This is a genomic window from Nocardia sp. NBC_01377, from assembly GCF_045040005.1.
GTDB classification, from domain to species: domain Bacteria; phylum Actinomycetota; class Actinomycetes; order Mycobacteriales; family Mycobacteriaceae; genus Nocardia; species Nocardia noduli.
Map to the genome: position 1 here is coordinate 3,259,090 of NZ_CP109566.1, position 14,901 is coordinate 3,273,990.

The window sequence follows — 14,901 nt, forward strand, 5'->3', positions numbered from 1 at the left end:
GATCAGTCACGGAAATCCGTCCCGAGTTCGTTGTCGATGAAGTCGTAGAGTTCGTCGTCGGTCGCCTGGTCCATGCGCTGCGCCAGCACGGCGGCGTCCGGATCGGCTTCGGCGCGAAGGCTGTCCAGCAGGATCTGCAATCGGTCCAGCACCAGCGGATCGGCCGGGGCGCCGGCGAACGCCTGCTCCAGCCGCTCCAGCTCGGCCAGCCCGCCCGCGACCGGCTCGGCGCCGTCCGGTGCCAGTTCGGCGGCCAGATATTTGGCGATACCCATCGATGTCGGGTAGTCGAACAGCAGTGTGGCAGGCAGACGCAACCCGGTCGCGCCATTGAGCCGGTTGCGCAGTTCCACCGCGGTGAGCGAATCGAAACCAATTTCCAGCAGCCCGCGATCGTCGTCCACCGCCTCCGGGTCGGCGAACCCGAGGACGGTGGCCGCCTGCGACCGGACCAGTTCGAACAGGATGCGTTCGCGGTCACCCGCATTCCGGCCGCGCAGTCGCTGGGTGACGGATTCGGTGGCGGCGGTGCCCGCCACCCGCCGGGACCGCGGCAGTATCAGACCGCGCAACATGGGCGGGTATCCGGCAGCCGCTGTCGCGTCCAGATCCAGGCGCAGCGGCAGCGCGGCAGGTTCGTCGGCGGCGACCGCCAGGTCGAAGAGGCGCACGCCGTCCACCGGGGTGAAGGCCAAGATGCCGCCGCGGGCGATGCGGCGTAGATCCGCGGCGTCGAGCGAACCGCTCATCCCGCCTTCGGTGGTCCACAACCCCCAGTCGAGAGCGGCGGCGGGCAGGCCCCGCGCCCGCCGCCGATGCGCCAGTGCGTCGAGGAAGGCATTGGCCGCGGCGTAGTTGGCCTGTCCCATACCGCCGAAGACACCGGCGATGGACGAGAACAGGACGAACGCCGACAGCTCGATGCCCGACGTCAGCTCGTGTAGGTGCCACGCGGCATCCACCTTGGGGCGCAACACTTCTCGCAACCGATCCGGGGTCAGCGCGCCGATCACGCCGTCGGCGAGCACGCCGGCGGCGTGCACCACCGCGGTGAGCGGATATTCCGCCGGGATCCCGGCGAGCAAGCCCTCGACCCGGTCCCGGTCGGCGATATCACACGCGACGATCTCGATCTCCGCGCCGAGCGCCGTGAGCTCGTCGCGCAGTTCGGCGGCGCCATCGGCGGCGAGTCCGCGCCTGCCGGTCAGCAGCAACCTGCGCACGCCGTGCTCGCGGACCAGGTGCCGGGCGATATGCCCGCCGATCGCACCGGTGCCACCGGTGATCAGGACGGTGCCCTTGCGCTCCCACTCGGGCGCGGCGGGCGTGTCGGCGCGCGGAACACGGGTCAGCCGGGCCTGACGCACGACACCGGACCGCACGGCCAGCTGTGGCTCACCGGAGCCGACGACGGCGGGCAGTTCCGCCACCGATGCGGCGTCGCCGTCCAGATCCGCGATCACGAACTGGCCGGGATGCTCGGCCTGCGCGGTGCGCACCAGACCCCACACCGCCGCGTGCGCCAGATCCGGCACGTCGGCGTCCGGCCGCACTGCCACACCGTCACGCGTCACCAGCAGCAGGGTGGCGGCCCGGAACCGCTCCAGCGCGAGCCAATCCTGAACGAGCGCGAGCGCGTACTCGGTGGCCGACCGCACCGCGGTGATCTCGTCGCGCGGAGGCGGGTACGGCGAATCCGAAGCAGACGACGAGGCCCGGTCGCCCCGCGCCGACACCGCGGAATCGGCATCCCGCCCCGCTGGACCGGACGGGATCGGGACTACCACGACGGCGGGCAGCTCCCCCTCCGCCAGTTCGGTGAGGGAGCCGACCGCGCGAGTGACCCCGGCCGACGCCCACTCGGCGATATCGTCGCCGAGGACGACCCAGTCGCCGACCGCGCCAGGCATTTTCGTGGGAACAGTGGGCCATTCGACCCGGAACAGCTCCTCGTGCCCGTCGGCGGCGGGGCCGGCCGCGCCGACCTGATCGGCGGATACCGGCCGCAGGACCAGCGAGCGCACCGAGGCGACGGGATCGCCCGCGGCGTCCGACGCCAGCACTTCCACGGCGTCGCGGCCCACCGGTCGCAGCCGGATGCGCAGCGCCGACGCGCCCGCGGCGTGCAGTCGAACGCCGTTCCAGGAGAACGGCAGCCAGCTCTGTGTCGAGCCCGCCAGTATCCCGAAGGTCAACGCGTGCAGGGAGCTGTCCAGCAGCGCGGGATGCAGCCCGAATCCGGCCGCTTCGCTCAGGTGCCATTGCGGCAGGTTAGCTTCGGCATACACGTCGTCGCCGAGCCGCCAAGCCGCCCGCAGCCCCTGGAAAGCCGGCCCGTAGGCGAATCCCCCCTGCTCGAACCGCTCGTAGAGACCCGCGACGTCGATCGGCTCGGCACCGGGCGGTGGCCACTCGCCCGCTACCGCCGGTTCATTCGGCTCGGCGGCGGTGAGCAGGCCGCTCGCGTGCCGGGTCCACGACTGTCCAGGGGCCGTGGTCTCCGGCCGGGAGTACACGGCGATCGGACGCCTGCCGTCCGCGTCGGGCGCGCCGACCGAAACCTGGAGCAGCACAGCGCTGTCCGGCGCTATCACCAGGGGCGCTTCCAATAACAGTTCCTCGACCTCGTCGCAACCCACCTCGTCCCCGGCCCGGATGGCCAGTTCGAGGAAGGCCGTGGCCGGGAACAAGGCCGAGCCCAGGATGGCGTGGTCCGCCAGCCAGGGGTGACTGCGAATGGAAAGCCTGGTTGTGCAGAGGAACCCGCCGGAGTCCGGTAGTTCGACCAGACCACCCAGCAGCGGATGCCCGGCGGGACGCAGGCCCGTCGCCCCCACATCACCGGGAGCGGCGTCGGCCTCCAGCCAGTAGCGTTCGCGCTGGAAGGGGTAGGTGGGCAGTTCCACGTGCCCGCCTGCTGGTCCGTCGAAGTACCGCGCCCAATCGATCGGCACACCCCGGGTGTGCAGCTGTGCCAGCGCGGTGGTCACCGACATCGTCTCGGTCCGGTCCCGGCGTAGCAGCGAGACCAGCGCGTCCGGATCGGTACCGTGGTCGGCCAGACTGTCGCGCCCCAGGGTGGTCAGCGACTGGTCGGGTCCCAGTTCGAGGAATCGGGTGACGCCGTGGTCGGCCAGGTACGCCATACCGTCGTGGAAGCGAACGGCTTCGCGCACGTGGGCGACCCAGTAGTCGACGCTGCGGATCTCCTCCGCGGTAGCCACCCGGCCGGTCAGATTCGATACCACCGGGATCTGTGGCGCCAGGAAGTCGACGGTTTCGGCCACCCGGCGGAAATCGTCGAGCATCGCGTCCATGCGCGGCGAGTGGAAGGCGTGGCCGACCGTCAGCCGTCGCGCCTTGCCGCCGGTCGACTGCCAGCGGGCGGCGATGTCGAGCAGGGCGTCGGCGTCACCGGACACGACCGTCGATGCCGGGCCGTTCACCGCCGCGATCGACACCAGGTCTTCCAGCCCCGCCAGCAGCGCCAGGACCTCTTCCTCCGATGCGGTCAGTGCGATCATGGCGCCGCCGTCGGGCAGCGCCTGCATGAGCCGTCCGCGAGCCGCGACCAGCCGGGCGGCGTCGGGCAGCGACAAGACGCCCGCGACGTGCGCCGCGGCCAGTTCGCCGACCGAATGCCCCAGTAGCAGCGCGGGTGTCACGCCCCAGTGCTCCAGTAGCCGGAACATGGCCGTCTCCAGCGCGAAGAGGGCGGGCTGGGTGAAGGCGGTGGTGTCGAGCAGGGCGGCATCGGGCGACCCCGCCTCGGCGAACACCACCTCGTGTAACGGCCGGTCCAGGACGGTGTCGAACTCGGCGCACACCGCGTCGAACGCGTCGGCGAAGACCGGGTGCACACGATAGAGCTGCGCACCCGTGCCCGGGCGCTGACTGCCCTGGCCCGCGAAGAGGAAGGCCGTCTTACCCGCGCCGGACCTGCCGCGCAGCACGCCAGGCGCGGTGCCGTCCGCCGCCAGCGCGCGCAGACCCGCCAGCAGGCTCTGCCGGTTGTCCGCGACGACGGCGCCACGGTGCTCGAAGGCGCTGCGGTGCATGGCCAGCGCCCTGCCGATCGCCGCCGGGTCGAGCGCTGGCCGGTCGTCGACGCAGTCGAGCAGCCGTCGCGCCTGCGCCCGCATGGCCGCCGCGCTGCGAGCCGATACGAGCCAGAGCCCGCCGCTGTCGCCATCCGGCGTGGCGAGCGAATCGATCTCTGCGGGAACGTGTTCCAGGATGGTGTGGGCGTTCGTGCCGCTGACGCCGAAGGAGGACACCGCGGCCCGGCGCGGGTGCCCGGTTTCGGGCCACTCGGTGTTCTCGGTCAGTACGCGCACCGCACCCGACGACCAGTCGACCAGAGGGGTCGGCCGGTCCACGTGCAGCGTGCCCGGCAGTACGCCGTGCCGCATGGCCTGCACCATCTTGATGACGCCCGCGATACCGGCGGCCGCCTGGGCGTGCCCGATATTCGATTTCAGCGAGCCGAGCAGCAGCGGCTGGTCCGCGGGCCGATCCGGCCCGTAGGCGGCCAGCAGCGCCTGCGCCTCGATCGGGTCACCCAGCTGGGTACCGGTGCCGTGCGCCTCGACGGCGTCGATCCCGGCGGCGGTGACTCCCGCGCTCGCCAGCGCCTGGGCGATGACGCGCTGCTGGGACGGGCCGTTCGGCGCGGTGAGACCGTTGCTGGCGCCGTCCTGATTCACGGCCGAGCCCCTGACCAATGCCAGCACCGGATGACCGTTGCGACGGGCATCGGAAAGCCGTTCCAGCACAACGATACCCGCGCCCTCGGCCCAGGCGGTGCCGTCGGCGGCGGCGGCGAACGGCTTGCAGCGTCCGTCCTCGGCGAGCACGCGCTGACGGCTGAATTCGACGAACGAGCCGGGGGTGGACATGACCGCGACCCCGCCGGCCAGGGCGAGTGTGCACTCACCACCGCGCAGCGCCTGCGCGGCCAGGTGGATGGCCACCAGCGAGGAAGAGCACGCCGTATCGACCGTCACCGCAGGTCCTTCCAGTCCGAAGGTGTACGCGATGCGGCCGGAAGCGACGCTGCCCGAACTGCCGAGACCCAGGTAGCCCTCCAGTTCCTCGGACGGCTTGCGCACCCGCGCGCCGTAGTCGTGGTAGCTGGAGCCGACGAACACACCGGCCCTGCTGCCCTTCAGTGACAGCGGATCGATACCGGCCCTTTCGAACGCCTCCCAGGCGATTTCGAGCAGCAGCCGCTGCTGCGGATCGATCGCCAGCGCCTCGCGCGGGGAAATGCCGAAGAAGGCCGGATCGAATTCGTCGGCGCGGTGCAGGAATCCGCCGTGTCGGGTGTACGAGGTGCCCAGCTGCTCCGGATCGTCGGAATAGAGTCCGTCGAGCTCCCAGCCGCGGCCCACCGGGAACGACGAGATGGCGTCGACGCCGTCGACGACGAGTTGCCACAGATCATCGGGCGATTCGACATCGCCGGGAAAACGGCAGCTCATCGCCACGATCGCGATCGGGTCATCGGCCGGTGGGGCCATGGCGGTCGCTGTCACAGCGGGTGTTTCGGCCACGCTCCCGGCGGGAGTCGCTGATGTGGCGTCGACACCGAGTACTTCGGCGATATGGCGCACGAGCGCGGTGATCGTGGGGTGATCGAAGACGAGGGTGACCGACAGCCGCAGCCCGGTGGCGGCCGCCAGCCGGTTGCGCAGGTCGACAGCGGTCAGTGAATCGAAGCCGAGATCCTTGAACACCCGGCCGGGTTCGATACCCGCCGCGTCGGGGTAGCCGAGCGTCGCGGCGACCTCCGCACCGACCATGGTGGTCAATTCCTCCTCGAGTTCGACCGGGGACAGTCCGGCCGATCGTCCCGCGATGGAGTCGGCGGGGCCGGCGCCGAGGAACGGCACCGCATCGGGTAGATCGCGCAGAACGGTGTTGGGCCGCAACGTGACCGAGGTGCGCGTGAACCGCTCCCAGTCGAAACCGGAGACGATGAGCCGCGTTTCGTCGTGCGCCAGCGCCGCGCCGAGCGCGGCCAGCGCCGATTCGGGTTCCATCGGTCGCAGCCCGGCCCGCACGAGCCGATCTCCCACCGCGGCGGCGGCACTGTTGCCCGCCCACAGTCCCCAGGCGATCGAGGTGGCGGGCAGGCCACGGGACCGGCGCTGCTCGGCCAGAGCGTCCAGGTAGGCATTGGAGGCCGCGTAACTACCCTGGCCGGTTCCCGGCAGGGTGGCGGCGAGGGAGGAGTAGAGGACGAACGCGTCCAGTTCCAGACCGCGGGTGAGTTCGTCGAGGTGCGCGGCGGCCTCGGTCTTCGGGCGCAGCACGGCGGCGGCCCGCTCCGGGGTCAGTGCGTCGAGCACGCCGTCGTCGAGGACACCCGCCGCGTGCACCACGGTGCGCAGCGGCCGGTCCGACGGCAGCGCGGCGAGCAGCCCGGCGACGGCGTCGCGGTCGGTGACATCGCAGGCAACACCCGTCGCGTCGACACCGAGTTCCACCAGTTCGGCCACCAGCGCGGCGACGCCGGGCGCGGCGGATCCCTTGCGACTCGCGAGCACGATGTGCTGTGCCCCGGCACCCGCCAGCCACCGGGCGGCATGCGCGCCGAGCGCCCCGGTGCCGCCGGTGATCAGGGCGGTCCCCGACGTGCTCCATACCGCGTCCGACGCGACCGGCTCGGCCCGGACGACGCGGCGGGCGAACACGCCGGAAGCGCGCACGGCGAGCTGGTCCTCACCGTCGAATCCGGCGAGCACGCGGACCAGCCGGTCCAGCACCCGGTGGTTCCACCGCGTCGGCAGATCGATCAGGCCCGCCCAGCGCTGCGGATACTCCATCCCCGCGACAGCGCCCAGCCCCCAGGTCATGGCCTGATCCGGGGCGGGGGCCGGATCGGAGCGTCCCACCCGCACCGCGCCGAGGGTCGCGCCCCAGACCGGTGCGGCGACACCGGCATCGCCGAGCGCCTGCACCAGGGTCACGGTCATCGCCAGTCCGGTTGGCAGGACCGGCGCCGACGCGTGCCCGCCGGACGCGAGCCCGAGCAGCGACAGCACGCCGTCGGGCGCGCCGGTGCGCAGGTGTTCGCGCAGGGAATCGGTGACGGCTACCCGGTCCTCGTCGCCGAGCGACACGGTGACGACGGTCGCGCCGTGCCGCTCCAGCGCGCTCGCACAGGCCGCGACGCCGGGATCGGCAGCATCGGTATCGGCGGCAGCGGACGGCACGATCAGCCACCAGATACCTTGCAGCACCGGCTTTTCCGCCGCGGTCGGCAGCGGCTTCCACATCACGCGGTACCGCCAGGTATCGAGCACCGAGCGGTCCATGCGGTCGCGGTGCCACGACGACAGCGCGGGCAGCACCGCGCGCAGCGAATCCCGCGATGCCCCGTCCGCCATCCGCAATGTGCTCGCCACGGTCGCGACGTCACCGCGTTCGACCGCCATCCAGAAACCGGCGCTGACCGGATCGGCGAGCGCCGAGCCCGCATCGCCCTTGTCTGTGACCGGCGGCTCCAGCCAGTAGCGCGAACGCTGGAACGCGTAGGTCGGCAGCTCGACGCGACGACCACCGGTTTCGGAAAGCACCGCGTCCCAGTCGATATCACCGCCGCAGGTGTGCAACGCGGCGAGCGAGAGGAGGAAGCGCCGCAGACCGCCGTCACCGTCGGCGATGGTCCCGGTGACACATCCGGCCACCTCCGCCGACTCCAGCGCTTGGCGCAGCCACACCGACAGCACCGGATTCGGGCTGACCTCGAGGAAAACCGTGTGCTCGTCCCGCAATAGCGCGTCGACCGCGGCCGAGAACAGGACCGGTTCGCGCAGGTTCCGGTACCAGTACCCGGCATCCAGCGCGGCGGTGTCGAGGCGCGCGCCCGCCGCCGTCGAGTAGAAGGCGATCTCCGAAGACCGGGGCGTCACCCCGGCGAAGGCTGTATCCAGTTCGGCCCGAAGCGTCTCCACCTGTGGGGAGTGTCCGGCGAAATCGACACCGGGCAGGGACCACGACATGATTCCGGCGTCGGCCAGCCGCTCGCTCAACTCGCGTAGCGAGGCGGGATCCCCTGACACCGTCACCGAACCGGGACCGTTCACCGCCGCCACCGAGACCCGATCCGCCCACGGCGCCAGGTATTCGGTGATCGCGGCCACCGCAACGGCGGCGAAGAGCATCCCGCCGCGTCCCACCAGGGGGAGCAGCGCCTTGCTGCGCAGCGCCACGACGCGCGCGCCGTCGGCGAGGGAGAGCCCGCCCGCGACCACGGCGGCGGCGATCTCTCCTTGCGAATGACCCACCACCGCCGCGGGTTCCACACCGAAGGACCGCCACACCGCGGCCAACGACACCATCACCGAAAACAACACCGGCTGAACAACATCCACCCGATCCAACGAACCACCCCCGAACACCCACTCCCGCAACGACCACTCGACGAACGGAGCCAGCGCCACCTCACACTCCGCCATCCGCGCCGCGAAAACCGGCGACTGCTCCCACAACTCCCTCGCCATCCCCGCCCACTGCGAACCCTGACCAGGGAACACGAAAACCGTTCGGCCGACAGCACCGGCCGTGCCCCGCACGAGCAGGTCGTCCGCGCGTCCCGCGGCCAGTGCGGTCAGGCTCTCCACCATGGCATCGCGATCGCCACCGCCGACGACGGCCCGGTGCTCGAACCGCGTCCGGTGCTCGATCAGCGAGTATCCGATATCGGAGGCGGACAGCGCAGGACGGTCCGCGAGGTACTCGGCCAGCCGGGCGGCCTGTGCCCGCAGCGCGGGCTCGGTGCGGCCGGAGAGCGGCCAGAGCAGCGGCCGAACAGGCTGCGGCTCCGCTGTTTCCGGTATCGGAAGAGCCGCCCGCGGCTCGGGGCCAGCCGGTTCCGGTGCCTCGACGATGACGTGGGCGTTGGTGCCGCTGAGACCGAAGGAGGAGACTCCGGCGCGGCGCGGCGCGCCGTCTGACGTCCACGGTTCACTCTCGGCCAGCAGGGTGACCGCGCCCGCGGACCAGTCCACATCGGGTGTGGGTTCGGCGGCATACAGCGACCTGGGCAGCAGGTCGTGCCGCATGGCCTGCACCATCTTGATGATGCCCGCGACGCCCGACGCGGCCTGGGTGTGGCCGATATTCGATTTCACCGAGCCGAGGCGCAGCGGCCGGTCGGCGGGCCGGTGCTGCCCGTAGGTGGCCAGTAGCGCGTCGGCCTCGATCGGGTCACCGAGTTTCGTGCCGGTGCCGTGTCCCTCCACCACGTCCACATCGGCCGCGGCCAGCCCGGCATCGGCGAGCGCCGCGCGGATGACCCGCTGCTGCGCCAGCCCGCTCGGGGCCGTGAGGCCGTTACTCGCGCCATCCTGGTTGACGGCGGAGCCCCTGACCGTGGCGAGTACCGGATGGCCGTTGCGCTCGGCATCCGAAAGTCGTTCCAGTGCGAGGACACCGACGCCCTCGGCGATGCCGAACCCGTCCGCGGCGGCGGCGTAGGACTTGCACCGGCCGTCCGCCGCCAGGCCACGCTGGCGACTGAAACCGGTCAGCGACAGTGTCGAACCGAGTACGGTGACGCCACCGGCCAGGGCGAGCGCGCATTCGCCGCGACGCAGTGCCTGCGCGGCCAGATGCACCGCCACCAGCGATGACGAACACGCGGTGTCCACGGTCATGGCAGGCCCCTCCAGCCCGAGGCTGTAGGCGACGCGGCCGGATAGCACACTGGTGGACACGCCCGCGATGAGATGGCCTTCCACTTCGGGCGGCACCTCGTGGTTGCCGTAACCCTGGTAGGCGCCACCGGCGAAAACGCCGGTCCGGCTGCCGCGCAGGGTCGCCGGATCGATACCGGCGCGCTCGAGCGCCTCCCATGACGTCTCCAGCAGCAGCCGCTGCTGGGGATCCATGGCCAGTGCCTCGCGCGGCGAGATGCCGAAGAATCCGTTGTCGAATTCCGCCGCGTCGTCGAGGAATCCGCCTTCGACCGCATAGGTCGAGCCGGGCCGGGCCGGGTCGGCGTCGTAGAGCGCCGCCAGGTTCCAGCCACGGTCCGCCGGGAGTTCGGCGACGGCGTCGCGGCCGTCGACCAGCAGGTCCCACAGCCCGTCCGGATCGCGCACGCCGCCCGGGTAGCGGCAGGCCATGCCGACGATCACGATGGGGTCCCTGTCGTCCAGCGAGACAACCGGCGGCGGCTCGGGCGCGTCGGCCCCGGTGCCCAGCACCAGCTCACCCACATGCCGGGCCAGCGCGGTGACCGAGGAGTAGTCGAAGATCACCGTCACGGGTAACCGCAGCCCGGTGGCGGTATTGAGCCGGTTACGCATCTCGACGGCGGTCAGCGAATCGAAACCCAGGTCGCGGAAGGCCTTTTCGGGGTCGACACCGGCAGTGGAGTCGTGGCCGAGTACGCCCGCCGCGTTGGTGCGCACCAGATCTATCAGGATGCGGTCGCGGTCGGCCTGCACGGCCTCGCGCAACCTGCGGCGCAGGGCCGCGCCGCTCCCGGTGTCCGCGACGGGCGCAGCCTCGACGGCGAGGACGCGGCGCACTTCGGGCAGGCTCCCGATGAGCGGGCTCGGCCGCACCGAGGTGAACACGGGCGCGAAACGTTCCCAGTCGACGGCGGCCACCAGGACGACGGTGTCGTCGTTGTCCAGCACCCGGCCGAACGCGTCGAGTGCCACCGCGGGCGGCATGAACGGGATCCCGCGGCCCCGCAACTGTTCCTCGGCGAGATTGGCCGCCATACCGCCGCCATCGGCCGGATCCCAGATACCCCAGACGATCGATGTGCCGGTCGAGCCGCGCGACCGGCGATTCTCCGCCAACCCGTCGAGATAGGCGTTGGCGGCGGCATACGCGCCATGCTCATCGCTGCCCCAGACCGCGGAGATGGAGGAGAACAGGACGAACGCGTCGAGCTGGTCGGCGCCGAAGATCGCGTCGAGATTGTCGGCGCCGCCGACCTTCGCGTCCAGCGTCTCGGCGAAGTGATCGGGATCGGTGTCGGCGAGCGGGATCAGCACACCCGCACCGGCGGCGTGGATCACGGTGCGGATATCGGCTCCGCCGCCGCGCAATTCGGCGACGAGTTCAGTCAGCGCCGCCCGGTCCGCGACATCGCAGGCGGCCGTCGTCACCCGGGTGCCGGTGGCGGCCAATAGCTCGGTCAGTTCGGTCAGACCGTCCACGGTCTCCGGGTCGCGGCGGCCGATCAGCACCAGGTGTTCCGCGCCGCGATCGGCGAACCAGCGGGCCAGCTGGGTGCCGACACCACCGGTGCCGCCCGTGATCAGAATCGTGCCGCGCGGCTGCCAGGGCGGTGCGGCCACGGTGTCGCCGAGTCCGGCGTCGACCAGCCGTCTGCCGTACAGCCCGGCGGGCCGGATCGCCACCTGGTCTTCGTCGTCGGGGCGGGCGAGCACCTGACGCAGTCGCTGCGCGGCGCGGTCGTCGAAGATCTCAGGGAGGTCGACGAGACCACCCCAGCGTACCGAATGTTCCAGTGCAGCAACGCGTCCGAGCCCCCACAGCAGGCTCTGGGCCGGGGAGCTCAGCACATCGCCGGAAGCGGTCGTCACGGCGCCCCTGGTGGCCCACCACATCGGGGCCGCGCAACCGCAGTCACCGAGCGCTTGCAGTAGCACCAGGCTCAGCGCGGTGCCCGAGGTCATCCGCGGATTGCGGCGGTGCGGGGATTCGTCGAGACCGAGCAGCGAGAGGACACCGGACACCGGCTTCGGCAGTTCGGCGATGCGCTCGGTGAGCAGGGCAGTCAGCGCCGCTCTGTCATCGGCGGACGGGCCGAGCACGATCGGCACCAGGGTGGCGCCGCCCGCGGTGAGCGCCTGCCCGCAGGCGTCGGGCAGCGCGTCGCCGGTGGTCGCCGCGGACAGCACGAGCAGCCAGGTACCGGTCGGGGCGGTGCCGGGCCGGTCGGGGCGGGGTTCCCAGTCGACGCGGTAGCGCCAGGAGTCGGCGGTGGCGCGGTCCGCCAGCCCGCCGCGCCAGGCCGCGAGGGCGGGCAGCACAGCACTTGCCGGATCCGCGGGTTCGAGGCCGAGGGTGGCCGTGAACGCCGCGAGATTACCGTCGTCGACGGTCGCCCAGAAGGCCGTCTCGGCGGGGTGGGCGGCCGGTAGCGTGCCGACGGCGTCCTCTGGCCCCTGCAACCAGAACCAGCTGTGCTGGAACGCGTAGGTCGGCAGCGGCACGCCGTCGTCGGGAATGCCCGCGAAGAATACGGACCAGTCCGGGGACAGTCCCCGCACCTGCGCTTCCGCGAACGAGCGCAACGCGGTGTCGAGACCACCCTGATCGCGCCGGAGCGTGCCGACGGCCGTGGCATCGATGCCGGCCGCATCGGCGGTCTGCGTCACGCCGACGGTGAGCACCGGATGGGCACTCGGCTCGATGAAGAAGGTGTAGCCCTCCTCCAGCAGGGTTCTGGTGGCGTCGGCGAAGCGCACGGGCCGGCGCAGGTTGCGGTACCAGTAATCGGCGTCGAGGGTCCGGGTGTCGCGCCAGGCGGCATCGACGGTGGAGAAGAACGGCACATCGGCGGCGACGGGCGCGATATCGGCGAGCACGGTCAGCAGCCGCTCGCGGATCTCCTCGACCTGCGGCGAATGCGAGGCGTAGTCGACCGGGACGACCCTGGCCCTGATGTCCCCGGCGCGGAGGTCGGCGACGAATCGCTCGATGGCATCGACGTCACCGGCCAGCACGGTCGATGATGGCCCGTTGACGGCGGCGACGCTGATCCGGCCCGACCACTCGCGCAGGCGATCGGTCAGCTCGGCGGCGGGCAGCGGCACCGAGGCCATGCCGCCGCGCCCCGTGAGCGCCGCGATCGCCCGGCTCCGCAACGCGACGATCTTCGCACCATCGACCAACGACAAGCCACCCGCCACGACCGCCGCGGCGATCTCTCCTTGCGAATGACCCACCACCGCCGCGGGTTCCACACCGAAGGACCGCCACACCGCGGCCAACGACACCATCACCGAAAACAACACCGGCTGAACAACATCCACCCGATCCAACGAACCACCCCCGAACACCCACTCCCGCAACGACCACTCGACGAACGGAGCCAGCGCCACCTCACACTCCGCCATCCGCGCCGCGAAAACCGGCGACTGCTCCCACAACTCCCTCGCCATCCCCGCCCACTGCGAACCCTGACCAGGGAACACGAAAACCGTTCGGCCGGTGTGGATTCCACCACCGCGAAGCAGTGCGGGCGCGTCGTCACCCGTTTCGAGCGCGCGCAATCCGGCCAGCAGATCGTCGCGGTCGTCGTCGATCACCACGGCGCGGTGTTCGAACGCGGTCCGATCGGTGGCCAATGCCCTTGCCACCGCAGTCAATTCCGTGTCGCGATCATGATCGAGCGCGGTGCGCAGGGCGCGCGCCTGCGCGCTCAGTGCCGCCTCGGTGCGCGCGGATACGACGAACGGCCAGCGGCGCGGCGCGGCGCCAAGAGCTGTCGCGGAGCCACCGGTGCCGAATTCCGGTGCCTGTTCCAGCACCACGTGCGCGTTGGTTCCGCTCACGCCGAACGAGGACACCGCCGAACGCCGTGGCCGTTCCGCGTCCGGCCACACCCGCGATTCCGACAGCAGCCGCACCGCGCCCGACGACCAATCCACCTGCGAGGAGGGGTTATCCGCGTGCAGTGTGCGCGGCAGCACACCGTGCCGCAGCGCCTGCACCATCTTGATGATCCCGCCGACGCCCGCGGCCGCGGAGGTGTGCCCGATATTCGATTTCAGCGACCCGAGCCACAGCGGTCGCGCGTCGGACCTGGCCCGGCCGTAGGTCGCCAGCAGGGCCTGCGCCTCGATCGGATCACCCAATCGGGTTCCGGTCCCGTGCGCCTCGACCACATCCACATCGCCCGTGGACAATCGGGCATCGGCCAGCGCTGCCCGGATCACCCGCTGCTGGGCGGGACCGTTCGGCGCGGTCAGACCATTCGACGCGCCGTCCTGATTCACCGCGGAACCGGCCACCACCGCCAGCACCCGGTGGCCGTTGGCCACCGCGTCCGACAGCCGTTCCAGCAGCAGTACACCGACGCCCTCTGACCAGGCGGTGCCATCGGCGGAATCGGAGAACGCCTTGCAGCGGCCGTCCGGCGCGAGAGCGCGCTGACGGCTGAAGGAGACGAACGCGTCGAGTTCGGCCCCGACGGTCACACCGCCTGCCAGCGCCATCGAGCACTCCCCTGAACGCAGCGACCGCACCGCCAGGTGCAACGCGACCAGCGAGGAGGAACATGCCGTGTCCACCGTCAAGGACGGGCCGGTCAGGCCGAATACATACGAGAGCCGCCCGGAGACGACACTGCCGGTGGTTCCGGTGTGCAGCAGGCCCTCGACCTCGGGAACCGTCGCGCATCCGGCGCCGTACCCGTTGACCATGGCGCCGATGAAGACGCCGGTCGCGCTGTCGCGCAGCGCGGCGGGCACGATGCCCGCGTGTTCCACGGTTTCCCAGGCCACCTCCAGCAGCAGTCGCTGCTGCGGGTCCATGGCCAGCGCCTCGCGCGGCGAGATCCCGAAGAATCCCGGATCGAATTCGCCCGCGTCGTAGAGGAATCCGCCGCTTCTGGTGTAGGAGGTGCCGGGGTTGTCCGGATTCGGGTCGTACAGCCCATCGACGTCCCAGCCACGGTTCGCCGGCCATTCGGTGATGGCGTCCGTGCCCGCGGTGACCAGATCCCACAATCGTTCCGGCGAATCGGCGCCGCCCGGATACCGGCAGCCCATTCCGACGATCGCGATGTGCTCGTGCCGGGAGTCCTGTTCGTCCCGGAGCCGGCGTCGCGCGTCACCGAGGTCGGCGGTGGCACGGCGCAGGTACTCGAGCAGTTTGTCGTCGTTCGGCATATGTTGTCCG

Annotated in this window: 1 protein-coding gene; it reads right to left on the reverse strand. The window is 71.3% G+C overall.

The window, feature by feature from the left end:
- Positions 1–2 precede the first annotated feature (2 nt).
- Entirely contained in the window at positions 3–14,891 is a 14,889-nt protein-coding gene (locus tag OG225_RS15210) for a type I polyketide synthase (protein WP_405182249.1), read from the reverse strand.
- Positions 14,892–14,901 lie beyond the last annotated feature (10 nt).